This window comes from Halomonas sp. A11-A, assembly GCF_003182195.1.
GTDB lineage: Bacteria > Pseudomonadota > Gammaproteobacteria > Pseudomonadales > Halomonadaceae > Halomonas > Halomonas alkalicola.
Genome location: NZ_QGTM01000009.1, coordinates 1 through 16,082, shown reverse-complemented (window position 1 = coordinate 16,082; position 16,082 = coordinate 1). Strand labels below are relative to the sequence as shown.

At 69.3% G+C, this 16,082-nt stretch carries 10 protein-coding genes; 3 read left to right on the top strand and 7 right to left on the bottom strand.

Features of this window, described 5'->3' with window-relative positions; all coding sequences use genetic code 11:
- Positions 1 to 53 precede the first annotated feature (53 nt).
- From DER72_RS16260 to DER72_RS08320, 6 genes are all read right to left on the bottom strand, one after another.
- A complete protein-coding gene (locus DER72_RS16260) occupies positions 54 to 164 on the bottom strand; it encodes a DUF86 domain-containing protein (protein ID WP_219983242.1) in 111 nt (36 codons plus the stop codon).
- A 72-nt stretch (positions 165 to 236) separates the two neighbouring features.
- Positions 237 to 650: a nucleotidyltransferase family protein gene (locus DER72_RS08345; protein ID WP_110069541.1), complete on the bottom strand. Its 414-nt coding sequence runs from the start codon at positions 648 to 650 to the stop codon at positions 237 to 239.
- 127 nt (positions 651 to 777) lie between these two features.
- Positions 778 to 2,043, bottom strand: a complete 1,266-nt coding sequence (locus DER72_RS08340) for a TRAP transporter large permease (protein ID WP_110069540.1) — start codon at positions 2,041 to 2,043, stop codon at positions 778 to 780.
- Positions 2,040 to 2,600 (bottom strand): TRAP transporter small permease, encoded by a 561-nt coding sequence (locus DER72_RS08335; RefSeq protein WP_110069539.1) that lies wholly within the window; start codon positions 2,598 to 2,600, stop codon positions 2,040 to 2,042. Before DER72_RS08335 ends, DER72_RS08340 begins: the two co-directional genes overlap by 4 nt.
- 15 nt (positions 2,601 to 2,615) lie before the next feature.
- The gene (locus DER72_RS08330) at positions 2,616 to 3,599 is read right to left on the bottom strand and encodes a TRAP transporter substrate-binding protein (RefSeq protein ID WP_110069538.1); all 984 of its coding nucleotides are present in this window, start codon (positions 3,597 to 3,599) and stop codon (positions 2,616 to 2,618) included.
- A 210-nt stretch (positions 3,600 to 3,809) separates the two neighbouring features.
- A complete protein-coding gene (locus DER72_RS08320; RefSeq protein ID WP_110069537.1) occupies positions 3,810 to 4,463 on the bottom strand; it encodes a flavin reductase family protein in 654 nt (217 codons plus the stop codon).
- Positions 4,464 to 4,575: 112 nt separating this feature from the next.
- Between DER72_RS08320 and recC the strand changes: the two genes are divergently transcribed.
- Genes recC through recD form a run of 3 tightly spaced genes read left to right on the top strand, consistent with a single transcriptional unit; the run spans position 4,576 to position 14,569 of the window.
- The gene (gene recC, locus DER72_RS08315) at positions 4,576 to 8,235 is read left to right on the top strand and encodes an exodeoxyribonuclease V subunit gamma (protein ID WP_110069536.1); all 3,660 of its coding nucleotides are present in this window, start codon (positions 4,576 to 4,578) and stop codon (positions 8,233 to 8,235) included.
- Positions 8,232 to 12,236 carry an exodeoxyribonuclease V subunit beta gene (gene recB / locus DER72_RS08310; RefSeq protein WP_110069535.1) on the top strand — a complete coding sequence of 1,335 codons (4,005 nt, stop codon included), beginning with the start codon at positions 8,232 to 8,234 and terminating at the stop codon, positions 12,234 to 12,236. Before recC ends, recB begins: the two co-directional genes overlap by 4 nt.
- 17 nt (positions 12,237 to 12,253) lie before the next feature.
- Positions 12,254 to 14,569: an exodeoxyribonuclease V subunit alpha gene (gene recD, locus DER72_RS08305; RefSeq protein ID WP_110069534.1), complete on the top strand. Its 2,316-nt coding sequence runs from the start codon at positions 12,254 to 12,256 to the stop codon at positions 14,567 to 14,569.
- 79 nt (positions 14,570 to 14,648) lie between these two features.
- Here the strand turns inward: recD and DER72_RS08300 are convergent.
- On the bottom strand, positions 14,649 to 16,082 hold a 1,434-nt coding region (locus DER72_RS08300), incomplete at its 5' end, for a type I restriction-modification system subunit M (RefSeq protein ID WP_110069605.1).

The window sequence follows — 16,082 nt, the reverse complement described above, 5'->3', positions numbered from 1 at the left end:
TATAACGCTCGGGATTCTCCCTTTCGACCTATCGCCGCCATAGGAGGCAGCGTTCAGCGCACGGTGGGGTCCATGAAGGTGCGGGCAAACTGCTTGAACTGGCCGAGGTGTTCCTGGCAGATGGAGAAAACCACCTGCCAGTTAACGGCTTCGTAGTTGTGCACCACCAAGGGTATCGGGGCAGCGACTCTCCAGCCGCACGACACAGCGGCGCAGCGACTCGAGTTTCTGATTGATCAGGAGTTGATCCATGCGTCCTGCCTCGCCCTGAGAATCCTCTGCTGGAGAGGCACGAAGTCCTCGTTATCGATGATGTTGCGATAGACCAGCCTGGCCCAGCAGGTATCGCTGCCCTTGAGCCGAACGCCGGTCGTGACGATCCGAGTCAGCAGCGGCTGCCCCGCCGACCTGAGATCGACCAGGTCCACCGGGCGCGACGACGCCAGCGCCAGCGCCTCGATCATGGCCATCTTCTGCTGGCTGCTCAGGGGCTCGCGGCTCTCCACGGCGACGTCGAGATCGCTCTCGGGCCGCGCCCTGCCTACCGCCAGGGAGCCGAACAGCACGACCTGCTCGACTTCGAAGGGCGCCAGGGCCTGAAGAATCGCCTGGTGAAGCTCTCGATCCACATCGTTAACCACGGGCTGCATGTCGTCGCCTCTGGGGATGACTTCGATTACAGGCAGTGTACCCCGACGGTGAGCACCCTGCCTTCCCTGCTCCGCTGCCAGCGCTGTCGGTGGTCGTGATAAGCCAAGTAGCGCATCGAAGCCACCCTCAGCGCCCGATCAGCGCCGTGGTCAGCCAGGGCTGCCAGGCCAGCAGCACCAGGGTGACAAGGCTCGCCAGCAGGAAGGGGAGCAGCGAGCGGAAGATGCGCATCGGCGAGGCCCCGGTCATCGAGGAGGCGATATAGAGCCCCGCCCCCACCGGCGGGGTGAGCAGGCCCAGCACCAGGGTCAGGCAGACCACCACCCCGAACTGGTAGGGGCTGATGCCGAACTGCTGGGTGGCGATGGGCAGCAGGATCGGCACCACCAGGATCAGCGCGGCGATGCCGTCGATGATCATCCCCACCAGCAGCAGCACGCCGATCAGCAGCAGCAGGAACAGGAAGGGATCGGTGGTCAGCGCGGCGATCCAGGCCGCGGCCATCTGCGGCAGCCGCTCGTAGACGATCACCCAGCCGAACACCCCGGCGGCGGCGATCAGCATGATCACGAGCCCCGCATTCACCGCGGTGCGCCGGAGCACCGTCGGCAGCATGGCGAACTTCAGGTCGCGATAGAGGAAGCGCCCCAGCAGCAGCGCGGCCAGCGACGCCAGCGCCGCGGACTCCGTGGGCGTGGCCAGCCCCAGCAGGATGCCACCGATGATGATCAGCGGGATGGAGAGCGCCGGAAGGCCCATGAGCAGCGCCCGCTTCGCCTCGGCGCGGCTCGGCCACTCCCCCTTGGGGTACTGCTGCACCAGCCCCACCACGGCGATGGTCAGGAAGAAGCTGAAGCCCAGCAGCAGGCCCGGCAGGATGCCGGCGATGAACATCTCGGCGATGGGCACCTGAGCCATGACGCCGAACAGCACGAAGAGCATCGAGGGCGGGATGATCGGCGAGAGCAGGCCCCCGGCGGCGGTGATCGCCGCGCCGTAGGAGCGGCTGTAGCCCTCCCGTTCCATGGCCGGCACCATGGCCCGCGACATGATGGCGATCTGCGAGGCGGCCGAGCCGACGATCGCCGCCATCATCATGTTGGCCACCAGGTTGATATAGGCGAGCCCGCCGCGGAAGCCGCCCACCAGCAGCCGCGCCAGGTCGATCAGCCGGCGGGTCACCCCGCCCTCGTTCATCAGTTCGCCTGCCAGCATGAACAGCGGGATCGCCAGCAGCCCGTAGCTCTCGATGGCGCCGAATAGCTGCTGGGGGTAGGAGTCGAAGAGCACGCTGTTGCCCGAGACCTGGATGTAGAACATCGCGGTCAGCGCCAGCACGAGCGCGATGGGCACCGCCCCCAGCAGCAGCAGCGCAAAGATCGCGACCGTCATGGCATCGCCTCCGGGGGTGCCTGGCCGGGGTCACGCAGCCCGCGCAGGGCGCCGCCCAGGTTGACCAGGCCGTGGAAGGTCAGCGAGAGCGCGAACCAGGGCACGATCAGCCACACCCAGAACTTCCTGATGCCGAGCGTCGAGGTGTTCTCGGCATAGATGAAGTTGAAGGTCTCGCCCTGGAAGGCGCGGAAGTCGAAGCCCGCCTGGGCCAGCGCCAGCGGCTGGTACCAGCGCCAGCAGAGCCACAGCAGCAGCACCGCGAAGAGCAGCACGGCGAGATCCACCGCGGCCATCAGCAGCCGATGACCGAAGCCAGGCACCAGGTCGCTGACCAGGGTGACCGAGATGCTCTGGCGGCGCTTGAGCACCGCACTGGCAATCAGGAAGGTCATCCAGATCATGGCGTAGATGGCCAGCTCGCTGATCCAGTAGAGGGGGCTGCCCGCGGCGCGGAAGGCCACGTTGACGAGGATCAGCAGGGTGACCGCCGCCGCAAGGGCGGCGGCGGCGATCTCCTCCAGGTAGGCCAGGCGGTCGGAGAGGCGTGACAGCATCGGCTCGCCTTCCGCTTACTGGCGCAGGCGCTCGGCTTCCTCGCGCAGCGCCTCGAGCATCGGCGCCTTCTCGGCCCAGGTGGCCTCCCACTCGGCGATGGCCTCGCTAAAGAACTCAGCGTCGGCCTCGACGATGTTGAGGTCCAGGCCGCGAATCTCAGCCTCCTGGTCGGCGTCCATCTGCTGGAAGCCGGCCAGCACGTTCTCCAGGTGCTCGGCCATGGTGGTCTCGATCAGCTCGCGATCCTCCGCGGAGAGCTCGCGCCACACCCGGCCCGAGACCACGCCCACCATCGGGAACATCATATGGTTGGAGATCAGCAGGTTGCGCGCCTGCTCGTGGAATTTGAGGATCAGGATCGAGTCGAAGTCCATGTCGATGGCGTCCACCTGGCCGTTGGCCAGGGCGTCATAGACCTCGAGCAGCGGCAGCGGCGCCGGGGCCGCGCCGGTGGCGGTGTAGAAGTCGCGGATGGGCTCGAAGGGGGTGATGCGCAGACGCTGACCGCGCATGTCGTCCATGTTCTCGATGGGGCTGCGGGAGAGCACCTGGCGCATGCCCACCATGCCGTAGCCGAGCCCGACCAGGCCCACCTCGGCGGGCATCAGCTCGAGCAGCTCGGCGGCGGTGTCGGAGCGCAGCAGGCGCGCGGCGTGGTCCACGTCGTCCACCAGGTAGGGGGCGTAGAGGGCACCGAAGTCGGGGATGCGGTTGGAGATCTCGGCGATGGTCAGGAAGGCCATATCGAGTGCGCCGGTCTGCAGCTGCTGGACCATCTGCGCCTCGTTGCCGAGCTGCTGGGCCGGGAAGACGCTGACACTGTGCTCGCCGCCGGAGCGCTCGTGCAGGCTCTCGGCGAAGGCCTCGGCCTCGGTGGACCAGAGGTGCTGCGGCGGGGTGATCAGCCCCAGGCGGAAGTCCCGCGCCTGGGCGGTCAGGGAAGCGGTGGCCAGCGCAGCGGCGGCCACGGCCAGGGTCAGCGTCTTGAGTCGATTCATGGGAGCCTCGTGTCGGTCCAGCGCGGCCCGGCCATGCATGCGGCCGGGCCTTGTGATCATCAAGCTGACGAGATTACCGCAGACGAGGCGTTGATGGCAGCCATGGCCACGAAGGTGCCCTTCTTGGGGGAGACCGTCACCAAGCCGCTGGCCACCAGCTGCTCTTCGGCTTGCCCTCAGCGCCCCTCGCTTCATCCCTTTCACCAAACCCTATCGACCGCCGCGCTGCTGTGCGCTCATGGCGCTGCCCGAGGCGGGGCGCTCCACCTCGAAGAGGTCGGTGCAGCGGGCGTAGTCGTTGCCCGCCATGCGCCCGATGGGCTTGAGCCCATCGGCATCCACGTGGCGGCCGTCCCACAGGGCGTCGTCGATGTGGATCGACACCACCTCGGCCAGCACCAGGTTGCCGGCCAGGGGCTGGTCGCCGAAGCGGATGATCTCGCGCAGCCGGCAGCCGAAGGCCACCGGCGCACCCGCCACCCGTGGCACCGAGACGCCGGCCATGGCCACCTTCTCGAGCCCCGCGTGGATGAACTCGTCGTCGCCGTGCTCGAGCCCCGCGCTGGTGGCGTTCATCTCCGTCACCAGCCCCTCGCCGCTGATATGCACCACGCACTCGCCCACCTCGCCGAGGTTGCGGATGGTGTCCTTCGGGTTGGCGTCACCGGCGAGCAGCGGGGAGAAGCCCAGCACCGGGGGGTTGACGCTGACCACGTTGAAGAACGAGAAGGGCGCCAGGTTGGCGTTGCCGGCCGCGTCCAGGGTCGAGACCCAGGCGATGGGCCGCGGGCAGATGCTGCCCGAGAGCAGGCGGTAGATCTTGCCCGGGCTCAGGGCGTGTTCTTCCAGCAGGTAGTCACTCATGACAGGGGCTCCGTGAGAATCGCGATCCCCCGATGGTAGCCCATCCGGCACCGCGCTGTGGCACCATGAGAGGCCTGTCATCGCCCTCGGCACCCAGCGAAGGAACCGCGCCATGCCCGCCCTCGACGATTCCGCCCTGCAGCCCGGCTTCATGGTGATCCACGGCAACCGCCTGGAGGCCCTGCGCGGCCTGGCGGTGGAGTGGATGCGCCGCCATCCGCTGGGGCCGCTGGAGAACGAGACGATCCTGGTGCAGAGCAACGGCATCAGCCAGTGGCTGAAGCTGGCCCTGGCCGCCGACGAATCCCGGGGCGGCGCCGGGATCGCCTCGGCGCTCGACGTCAGCCTGCCGGCGAGGTTCCTGTGGCAGGCCTACCGCAGCGTGCTGGGGGAGGAGCAGGTGCCGCCGGTCTCCCCCTTCGACAAGCCGCGGCTGGTGTGGCGGCTGATGCGCCTGCTGCCCGCCCTGCTGGACGCCCCCGTGTTCGCCCCCCTGGCACGCTTCCTGGAAGGCGACGACGACCTGCGCAAGCGCCACCAGCTGGCCGAGCGCCTGGCCGACCTCTTCGACCAGTACCAGGTCTACCGCGCCGACTGGCTCACCGCCTGGGCGGCGGGCGAGGACGTGCTGATCACCGCCCGGGGCGAGGCCCGGCCGCTGGCCGAGGAGCAGCGCTGGCAAGCCGAGCTGTGGCGGGCGCTGCGCGATGACATCGCCCGGGCCCATGGCGAGGCGGGGCTGGCCTCCAGCCGCGCGGCGGTCCACGAGCGCTTCCTCGCGGCCTGCCGGGAGCTGGGCGAGCGCCCGCCCGGGCTGCCCCGCCGGGTGATCGTCTTCGGCATCTCCTCGCTGCCCGTCCAGACCCTGGAGGCGCTGGCCGCCATGGCGCGGGTCAGCCAGGTGCTGCTCTGCGTGCACAACCCCTGCCGCCACTACTGGGCGGACATCATCGAGCACAAGGACCTCCTTCGAGCAGAAAGAAAGCGCCAGCGGCGCCGCCCCGGCATGCCGGCGGACCTCGCCGAGACCGAGCTCCACCTCCACGCCCAGCCGCTGCTGGCCGCCTGGGGCAAGCAGGGCCGCGACTACCTGCGCCTGCTGGACGAGTTCGACGAGCAGCAGGCCTACCGCCACCTCTTCGAGGGCGAGGCGCTGCGCATCGACCTCTTCGACTCGCCGCTGGACGGCGCGGATGGCCCTGAAGAGAAAGGCCCTGAAGAGAAAAACGCCACGCCCAGCCTGCTGCGCCAGCTGCAGGACGATATCCTCGAGCTGCGCCCGCTGGCCGAGACCCGCGCCACCTGGCCCGCCGTGGACCCGGCCCGCGACCGCTCGCTGCGCTTCCAGGTGGCCCACAGCGCCCTGCGCGAGGTGGAGATCCTCCACGACCAGCTGCTCGCCGCCTTCAGCGAGGACCCGACCCTCCGGCCCCGGGACATCCTGGTGATGGTTCCCGACGTGGAGCAGTACGCCGCCGCGGTGCAAGCGGTGTTCGGCCGCCTCGACCCCGACGACCCGCGCCATATCCCCTTCACCCTCTCCGACCAGGCCAGTCGCCACCGCCTGCCGCTGCTGATCGCGCTGGAGTCGCTGCTGCGCCTGCCGGAACTGCGCCTCTCGGTGAGCGACCTGCTCGACCTGCTGGAGGTCCCGGCGGTGCGCGCCCGCTTCGCCGTCCCCGAGAGCGGCCTGCCCACCCTGCGCCGCTGGATCGAGGGCGCCGGCATCCGCTGGGGGCTCGACGCCCGCCAGCGCCAGAGCCTCGACCTGCCGGGCGGCATGGCCGCCAACACCTGGGCCTTCGGCCTGCGCCGGCTGCTGCTGGGCTATGCGGTGGGCGACGCCGCCGACGGCCCCTGGCAGGGAGTGGAGCCCTATGACGACATCGGCGGGCTGGAGGCGGCGCTGGCCGGCCCCCTGGTCAGCCTGATCGACACCCTGGAGGCCCAGTGGCAGACCCTCGCCGAGCCCTGCGACGTGGCCACCTGGGGCGAGCGCCTGCGCGAGCTGCTGGCGGCCTGCTTCCTGGCCGACTCCGACCAGGACCTGATGGCGCTGACCCGGCTCGAGCAGGCGCTGGACGCCTGGCAGGAGAGCGCCGAGGAGGCCGGGCTCAGCGAGCCCCTGCCGCTCTCGGTGGTGCGCGAGCACTGGCTCGCCCAGGTGGACGAGGCGAGCCTCTCCCAGCGCTTCCTGGCCGGGGCGGTGAACATCGCCACCCTGATGCCAATGCGCGCCATCCCCTTCCGCCATGTCTGCCTGCTGGGCATGAACGATGCCGACTACCCGCGGGTCCAGCGCCCCCTGGACATCGACCTGATGGCCCAGGACTACCGCCCCGGCGACCGCTCCCGCCGGGAGGACGACCGCTATCTCTTCCTGGAGGCGCTGCTCTCGGCCCGGGACCGGCTGAGCATCAGCTGGGTGGGCCGCAGCATCGTCGACAACAGCGAGCAGCCCCCCTCGGTGCTGCTCGGCCAGCTGCGCGACCACCTGGCCCGGGGCTGGCGGCTTGCCGATCACGAGGAAGACGACGGCGGCAAGGCGCTGCTCGCGGCCCTGACCACCGAGCACCCGCTGCAGCCCTTCAGCATCGAGTACTTCCGCGAAGGTTCTTCATTGACCACCTACGCTCACGAGTGGCGCGAGCTGCACCTGCCCGGCGACGAGGGCGCACCGCCCGAGCCGGTGCCGCTTACTCCCTTCCGGCAGGAGAGCCCGCTGACCCTGGCCCAGCTGGGCGACTTCCTCAGGGCGCCGGTGCAGGCCTTCACCACCACCCGGCTCAAGGTCTTCCTGGAAGTCGAGGCCATGGAGCGCCTCGATCACGAGCCCTTCACCCTCGGCGGCCTGGACCACTGGCAGCTACAGCATGCGCTGATCGAGGCGAGCCGCGCCGCGGTGGAGGCCGGCGAGCCCCATGAGCCCGCCATGCTGGCCACCCTGGAGCGCCTCGAGCGCCAGGGGCGCCTGGCCATGGGCGGCTTCGCCGAGCGCATGCGCGACTCCCTCATCGAGCCCATGGAGAGCCTCTTCGCCGACTACCGCCAGGTGCTCGACGAGTGGCCCCACGCCATGGAGGAGCCCCTCACCGTCTCGCTGGACCTTCGCGAGGCGCTGGGCGAAGGGGGGGAGGAGAAACCTGGCCGCGGCCTGGCCCTGGAGGACTGGCTGGGCGAGCTGCGCGTCAACGACGCCATTGAGCGCTGCCGGGTGCTGCTCACCACCAGCAGCCTGGTCAACAAGGGGAAATACCACTGGAAGCACTGGCTCGGCCCCTGGGTGGCCCACCTGGCCGGCCAGCTGGAGGGCCCCATGACCACCCGGCTGCTCTCCCGCGCCGGCGGCGGCACCCTGGCCCCGCTGCCCGCCGAGGAGGCCCGCGCGCGGCTGGCCGATATCGCCGCGGCCTGGCAGCACGGCATGACCACTCCCCTGCCCCTGGCCCGGGACACCGCCTTCGCCTGGCTGGAGAAGGGCGGAAGCCCCGCTGCCATGGCCCGCTGCCTCGCCGGCACGGCAAGCGAAGAGGACGACAAGGCCTGGAAGGCCGCCAGCACCGTCTTCTACGGCAGCGGCTTCAACAACGACCACGGCGAGCGCGGCCGCGACCCCTACCTGCTGCGCCAGTGGCCGGAGCTCGATGACCTGGTCCACTCGCCGGAGGGTGGCGGCTTCGCCGAGCTCGCCGAGCGGCTCTACGCCCCGCTGCTACGCGCGGTGAAGAAGCCGAAGGAGAAGCACGGCAAGGGCAAGGGAGGCCAGGCATGAGCGCACAGGACCAGACAACGCCCCCTACCCTGGACCCGATCCGCCTGCCGCTCACCGGCAGCCGGCTGATCGAGGCCAGCGCCGGCACCGGCAAGACCTTCACCATCGCCCTGCTCTACGTGCGCCTGGTGCTGGGCCCCCGGGACGAGGCCGACGCCGAGAGCTTCCCCCGCGCCCTCACCCCGCCGGAGATCCTGGTGGTGACCTTCACCAACGCCGCCACCCGCGAGCTGCGCGATCGCATCCGCGCCCGGCTGGTGGAGGCCGCCGAGACGTTTCAATCGGGGACAGACCCTCATTCAAGCAAGGCTGCAGAAGAATCCACCGAAGGGGCGCCTGGGGCAGGTCATCGCGGAGGTCCTATGCCAGGGATGGCATCGGTAGCGCCCAGGGAGGGGTTCACAGCGCCTCCGCAGAGACCTGTCCCAGGGAAAGCCCCGTCCATGACAGGGGACCTCTTCGCCGAACCACCGGTGGATAACTCAGAGGCGGTGGACAGGTCACACGGCAATACGCCGGGCGGCGACCCGCTGCTTGCCCTCCGCGACAGCTACCCCCGCGAGCGCTGGCCCGCCTGCGCCCGCCGCCTGCAGCTGGCCGCCGAGTGGATGGACGAGGCCGCGGTCTCCACCATCCACTCCTGGTGCCACCGCATGCTGCGCGAGCACGCCTTCGAGAGCGGCAGCCTCTTCTCGCTCGAGATGAACCTCGACCAGTCGGAGCTCGAGCTGGAGGTGGCCCGGGACTACTGGCGCAGCTTCTACTATGCCCTGGATGCCGAGGCCCTGGCGGTGGTCACCCGCTACTGGGAGACCCCCGACGCCCTGGCCGAGGACGTCCGCCGACTGCAGGGCGACGCCGAGCTGCTGCCCGAGGCCCCGCCTCCCGCCGGGGCCCTGGCCACCATGCAGGCCGAGCGCACGCGGGTGCTCGCCGAGCTCAAGGCGCCCTGGCTCGCCTGGCTGGAGGAGCTCTCGGACGCCCTGGAGAGCGCCGCCGCCGCCAAGGCCTATGACCAGCGCAGCCTCAACAGCCGTAGCCGTGCGAGCTGGCTGGGCGCCCTGCGCGACTGGGCCCAGGACCCGGCGCTCGCCACCCCCGCGCTCACCGACGCCGCCTGGAAGCGCCTGACGCCCGAGGGCATCGCCGAGATCTGGAAGCAGGGTGAGCCGCTGGACCACCCGGCCCTGCACGCCCTGGCCGCGCTGCCCGGGCAACTCGAGGCCCTGCCCAGCGCCCACGCCGACCTGCTGGCCCACGCCGTGCGCTGGATGAGCGAACGGCGCAGCCGGGTGCAGCAGCGCCGCGCCGAGCTCGGCCCCGACGACCTGCTCGAGCGCCTCGACCGCGCCTTCGCCGGCCCCGCCGGCGGGGCGCTGGCCGAACACGTGCGCCGCCAGTTCCCGGTGGCCCTGGTGGACGAGTTCCAGGACACCGACCCGGTGCAGTACCGGCTCTTCGACCACGTCTACCGCCTGGCCGAGGCCCCCGACCCCGACAACCCCGGTGCCGTCCTGCTGATCGGCGACCCCAAGCAGGCGATCTACGCCTTCCGCGGCGCGGATATCCACACCTACCTGCAGGCGCGCCGCGACACCGCCGGGCGCCACGTCACGCTCGGCACCAACTTCCGCTCCTCCACCGCCATGGTGGAGGCGGTCAACCGGGTGTTCCGCTTCGCCGAGGCCCACCCCACCGGCCGCGGCGCCTTCCTGTTTCGCTCCCCCGAGGGGGACAACCCCGTGCCCTTCCTGCCGGTGTCGGCCAAAGGCCGCAAGGATGCCCTGACCCGCGACGGCGAGCCGCTGCCCGCCATGACGCTTTGGCACCTTTCGGCCCAGGGCGACGATGCCGAGAAGGGCATAAGCAAGGGCGCCTACTTCAAGGAGATGGCCGGGCGCTGCGCCACCGAGATGGCCACTCTCCTGCGCGAGGGCCGGGCCGGGCGCACCGGCTTCGGCGCCCCGGGCGAGCCCTTCCGCCCGCTGAAACCGTCGGATCTCGCCGTGCTGGTCAACAACGGCAGCGAGGCGAAGGCGATCCGCGGCGCGCTGCTCGAGCGCGGCATCAAGAGCGTCTACCTCTCCGACAAGGAGGGGGTCTTCGAGACCCCGGCGGCCCTGGAGCTCGAGGTGTGGCTGGCCGCCTGCGCCGAGCCCGACAGCGAGCGGCGCCTGCACGCCGCCCTGGCCATGCCGAGCCTGGGCATGGGCAATCACGACCTCGACGCCCTGCAGCACGACGAGCTGGCCTGGGAGGCGCGCGTGCTGCAGTTCCGCGGCTACCACCGGCAGTGGCAGCGCCAGGGTGTGCTGCCCATGCTGCACCGGCTGCTGGCCGACTTCGCCGTGCCCACCCGGCTGCTCAGGAGCGCGAGTGGCGAGCGACATCTCACCGATCTCTTGCATCTCGGCGAATTACTACAAGAGGCCAGCGCCGAGCTCGACGGCGAGCACGCCCTGCTGCGCCACCTGAGCGAGGCCCGCGCCCATCCGCCCCAGCAGGCCGATACGCACCGCCTGCGCCTGGAGAGCGATGCCGACCTGGTGCAGGTGATCACCATCCACAAGTCCAAGGGGCTGGAGTACCCGCTGGTCTTCCTGCCCTTCATCTGCGCCTTCCGCGAGAAGAAGGCCACCGACCTGCCGCTCACCTGGCACGACGAGGCGGGCCGCCGCCACCTCTCGCTGGAGCCCGATGAGACCGTGCTGGCCCGCGCCGACGACGAGCGCCTGGGCGAGGACCTGCGCAAGCTCTACGTGGCCCTGACCCGCGCCCGCCACGCCACCTGGCTGGGCATCGCCCCGCTCAAGGGGTTCGAGCGCAGCGCCATCGGCCAGGTGCTCACCGCCGGGGCACCGCTCTCGTCGCCCTCGACGGATGGCCTGCTCGAGGCCCTCTTCCCCCTCGCCCAGGGCGCGGCGGAGACGGAGCTCCGGGTCGAGCCGGCGCCGGAATCCAGCGACCTCATGGTGCCCATGGAGGCGAACGGCGAGGCCCTGCGCGAGGCGCTGACCCCGGCCCGCCGCGCCCGGGAACACTGGTGGATCGCCAGCTACTCGGCGCTACGCCTGGGCGGAGAGCGCATTGGTGATGAAGAAGCACCCGCCCTTCTGGAAGAACCCGAAACGGCGCTCTTCATGGAGCCTGAAAGCGCTCTTGAAGCCACCGCCCGGGAGATGCGCGACGAGCCCAGCGACCCGCCCAGCGCGCCGCTGCCGGTGAGTGATGCCTCGCTTCACCGCTTCCCCCGCGGCCCGGCGGCGGGCACCTTCCTGCACGGCCTGCTGGAGTGGGCCGGCGCCGAGGGCTTCGCCCGGCTGGTCGCGGAGCCCGAGCGGCTGAACGACACCCTGGCGCGGCGCGCCAACCTGCGCGGCTGGCGCGAGCGTATCCCGGCGCTGCAGGCCTGGCTGCGTGGGCTGCTGGCCTGCGAGCTGCCGGTGCCGAACGCCCCCGAGGGGCCGGTGTCGCCGCTGCGGCTGGACCGGTTGGAGAGCGCTCACTATCAGGTGGAGCTGGAGTTCTGGTTCGCTGCCCACCGGGTCGACACCACCCGACTGGACGCCCTCGTAAGCGCTCACACACTGGGCGGCGCCGAGCGCCCGGCGCTGGAGCGCGACCGGCTCAACGGCATGCTCAAGGGCTTCATCGACCTGGTGGTGGAACACGAGGGGCGCTTCTACGTGCTGGACTGGAAGTCCAACTACCTGGGCCGCGACGACGAGGCCTACAGCGAGGCGGTCATGGCGGAGGCGGTGCGCGAGAAGCGCTACGACCTGCAGTACTGCCTCTACCTGCTGGCCCTGCACCGCCTGCTGAAGGCGCGGCTGCCCGACTACGACATCGACCGCCACCTGGGCGGGGCGCTCTACGTCTTCCTGCGCGGCCAGCACGCCCCCTCCCGCGGCGTGCACCGCGAGCGCCCGCCCCGGGTGCTGATCGAAGCACTCGACGCCCTGTTCCGCGATGCCGATGCCACCTCCGAGGAGCAGCCATGAGCGCTGGAGACAAAGCCATGAGTGACCACTCACCCACCGCCCAGGCCACCCCCAACGAGGCCGCCACCGCCGAGGCCCTGCGGTATACCCAGGCGCTCTTCGTGCTGCTCGACCGCTGGGTGGCCCGCGGCTGGCTGCGCGCCCTGGATCGCGCCTTCGCCGCCTTCCTGGCCCGCGAGGTGCCCGACGCCCCTGCCCCGCTGCTGCTGGCCGCGGCACTGGCCAGCCACCAGCTCGGCCGCGGCCACGTCTGCCTGGACCTGGAGCGCACCCTCGCCGAGCCGGACCTCGCCCTCTCGCTGCCCCCGGAGGGCGACAGCCTGGAGGACTCGCCCCCCCTGCCCAGCGCCCTGCTCGGTGAGCTCTCCCTCGCCGACTGGCAGGAAGCGCTCACTCACCCGCTGATCGTCGGCCACGGGCCCGGCAGCACCCCGCTGGTGCTCGACGCCACCCGCCTCTATCTGCGGCGCTACTGGCACCACGAGCGCTCGATCCGGCAGCATATCGCCGCCCGCCTTGGCGAGAGCACCGGGAGCCCTACGGAAACGGGTGGGAGCTCGGCTCTGCCGAGCGAAGAGGACGGCGCCAGCAGAAGCTACTCCAACGGGAGCCCTGCGGAGTCTGGTGGGAGCTCGGCTCCGCCGAGCGAAGGCGCCGACAGGCGCCCGGCGGACCCCACTACCCTCGGCCAGGCCCTCTCCGCCCTCTTCCCCGCAAGCCCCCAGCTGGACTGGCAGAAGGCCGCCTGCGCCCTGGCTGCCCGCTCCCCCTTCGCGGTCATCACCGGCGGCCCCGGCACCGGCAAGACCACCACCGTGGTCAAGCTGCTCGCCCTGCTGCAGACCCTGGCGCTGGGCGAAGGCCGCCGCGCGCTGCGCATCCGCCTCGCCGCCCCCACCGGCAAGGCCGCCGCGCGCCTCAACGAATCCATCGCCGGGCAGGTGGCTGGGTTAAGCCTCGACAGTCTTTCAGACTTGTGGGAGCCCGATTTATCGGGCGATTGCAGTGCCAGCAAACTCAGATCCGCCATTCCCACCGACGTCACCACCCTGCACCGCCTGCTGGGCTCGCGCCCCGACACCCGCCACTTCCGCCATAACGCCCGACACCCGCTGCCCCTGGATGTGCTGGTGGTGGACGAGGCCTCCATGGTCGACGTGGAGATGATGGCCGCGATGCTCGACGCCCTGCCGCCCCGCGCCCGCCTGGTGCTGCTGGGCGACAAGGACCAGCTCGCCTCCGTGGAGGCCGGCTCGGTGCTGGGCGACCTCTGCGCCCGGGCCGAGGGCGGCCACTACACCCCCGAGACCGCCGACTGGCTTGCTGAGGCCACCGGCCAGGCACTGCCCCCCGAGATGATCGACCCCGCGGGCGCCCCTCTGGACCAGGCCATCGCCATGCTTCGCGTAAGCCACCGCTTCGACGCGGCCAGCGGCATCGGCCGGCTGGCCGAGGCGGTGAACCGCGACGCGGCGGGCCGCGAGAAGCGCGCCGCCATCCGCGAGGTGCTTGGTCATGGCTACGCCGACCTCTCACACCTCAAGCTGGAAACGGACAGGGATCGCGGCCTGGAGCGGCTGGTGGTCTCGGGCCACGCCGCGGGCTTTCCTGATCGAGGAAATAGCGCCGGCGAGGACCGCGTGGTAAACGGCAAGGTCCTGCCGCCCCCGGTGGGCTATCGCCACTATCTGGAAGTGATGCGAAGCGCGGCGCCGGAGCCAGGCCCGGACGGCGAGATCGCCCGCGAGGCGCTGGACGACTGGGCCCGACAGGTGCTGGCCGCCCACGGCCAGTTCCAGCTGCTCTGCGCTCTGCGCCGCGGCCCCTGGGGCGTGGAGGGGCTGAACGAGCGCATCCGCGCCGCGCTGGAGAAGGAAGGGCTGATCGACAGCGGCGACGGCCGTAGGCTCTGGTATCCCGGCCGCCCGGTGCTGGTCACCCGCAACGACTACGGCCTGGGGCTGATGAATGGCGATATCGGCATCACCCTGGCGCTGCCCCAGCCCTCGGGCGAGGGCCGCGGCCAGGCGCTGCGTGTCGCCTTCCCGGCAGGCGACGGCAGCGGGCGCATCAAGTGGGTGCTGCCCAGCCGCCTGCAGGCGGTGGAGACGGTGTTTGCCATGACGGTGCACAAGTCCCAGGGCTCGGAGTTCACCCACACCGCCCTGCTGCTCCCCGACGCCCCCAACCCGATCCTCACCCGGGAGCTGGTCTACACCGGCATCACCCGGGCCAGGCACTGGCTCACCCTGGTCGAGACCGGGCGCGGCCAGCTGCTGGATGCGGTGGAGCGTCGGGTGATGCGGGTGAGCGGGCTGGGAAGGTTGCGGTAGTGCAACCTTTCCAACCTAGATGCAAGCTACAAATGCAGACTGGTCTAAATAAGTGATTCCTGACCCTTCGCTCAGCTAATCACACTGGTGGCAGTCCAAGCTCCTTTAGATATTGATTATGCTTTCTGGCTGCCTCGGCAATGCGTTCTTCAATACCAACCAGCTGCCTATGGACAACCGACAAATCAATATCCTGCTCAGCCTCTGCGGTACTGACATAACGGGAGATATTAAGATTGTAATCGTTCTTCTCAATCTCATCCATTCCCACCCGGCGGGCGTAGCGCTCTTCTTCCCGGCGGTGCTGGTAAGTCTCGACAATTTTGTCGATATGTTCGGGCAATAGCTGGTTCTGACGTTTTCCCTTTTCAAAATACTCGGCGGCGTTGATGAAGAGAACATCATCGGGCTTTTTGCACTTTTTCAGTACCAAGATGCACACCGGGATGCCGGTGGAGAAGAACAGGTTGCTCGGCAGGCCAATGACCGTGTCGATATGGCCGTCCTTGAGCAGCTTAGTACGGATACGGCTCTCCACGCCGCCCCGGAACAGCACGCCGTGGGGTAGAATGATGGCCATGGTGCCTTCGTCGCCCAGGAAGTGGAATCCGTGCAGCAGAAAGGCGAAATCCGCAGCTGACTTGGGCGCCAGGCCATAGTTCTTGAAACGAAAGTCCTCGCCCAGCGCTTCGTTGGGCTGCCAGCGATAACTGAAGGGTGGGTTGGCCACCACGGCATCGCACTGAAGTTTTTTGGCCGGATTCATCTCGTTGAGCAGCTCCCAATCATTGGTCAGGGAGTCGCCGTGGTGAATCTCGAACTCACTATCCTTGACCCCGTGCAGCAGCATGTTCATGCGCGCTAGGTTGTAGGTAGTGATGTTCTTTTCCTGGCCGTAGATCTTGCCGATGCCGTGCGGCCCCATCTGATTGCGCACATTTAGCAGCAGGGAGCCGGAGCCGCAGGCGAAGTCCAGCACACTGTTGAGCTTTTTCTTCTTGCCGGTGGCGGGCTCCTGACTGTCCAGCGTGACGATGCGCGACAGGATGGTGGAGACGGTCTGTGGGGTGTAGAACTCCCCGGCCTTCTTGCCGGAGCCGGCAGCAAACTGTCCAATCAGGTACTCGTAGGCATCGCCCAAAATGTCGCTGTCGGTGGAGAACTGTGCGATTCCCTCAGCGATCTTGGTGATGATGGCGCAAAGCTTATCGTTGCGCGCCTTGTGTGTCCGGCCTAGCTTTTCCGAGTTGAGGTTGATCTCGGAAAACAGCCCTTGGAAGGTGCTGGCGAAAGACTCGTTCTCGATGTAATCGAATCCCCGCTCCAAGATTTGCAGCAACTCGTCGCCCTGGGTACGGGCGCGTTCGTAAATGCTGCTCCACAGGTAATCCGGGTGAATCACATAGTGCATCTTGCGCCCCCGAGTTCGACACTTCCAGTCCGATTTTGGCCTGAAATCGGCACTCATGGCATGAGAATTCAGTGACTTAGCCATTTCTGGCCGAATTCTTTG

What these genes read in the sequence shown, in the direction of transcription:
- DER72_RS08345 (WP_110069541.1), bottom strand. Translation starts at nt 650, where the DNA reads ATGCAGCCCGTGGTTAACGATGTGGATCGAGAGCTTCACCAGGCGATT.
- DER72_RS08340 (WP_110069540.1), bottom strand. Translation starts at nt 2,043, where the DNA reads ATGACGGTCGCGATCTTTGCGCTGCTGCTGCTGGGGGCGGTGCCCATC.
- DER72_RS08335 (WP_110069539.1), bottom strand. Translation starts at nt 2,600, where the DNA reads ATGCTGTCACGCCTCTCCGACCGCCTGGCCTACCTGGAGGAGATCGCC.
- DER72_RS08330 (WP_110069538.1), bottom strand. Translation starts at nt 3,599, where the DNA reads ATGAATCGACTCAAGACGCTGACCCTGGCCGTGGCCGCCGCTGCGCTG.
- DER72_RS08320 (WP_110069537.1), bottom strand. Translation starts at nt 4,463, where the DNA reads ATGAGTGACTACCTGCTGGAAGAACACGCCCTGAGCCCGGGCAAGATC.
- recC (WP_110069536.1), top strand. Translation starts at nt 4,576, where the DNA reads ATGCCCGCCCTCGACGATTCCGCCCTGCAGCCCGGCTTCATGGTGATC.
- recB (WP_110069535.1), top strand. Translation starts at nt 8,232, where the DNA reads ATGAGCGCACAGGACCAGACAACGCCCCCTACCCTGGACCCGATCCGC.
- recD (WP_110069534.1), top strand. Translation starts at nt 12,254, where the DNA reads ATGAGTGACCACTCACCCACCGCCCAGGCCACCCCCAACGAGGCCGCC.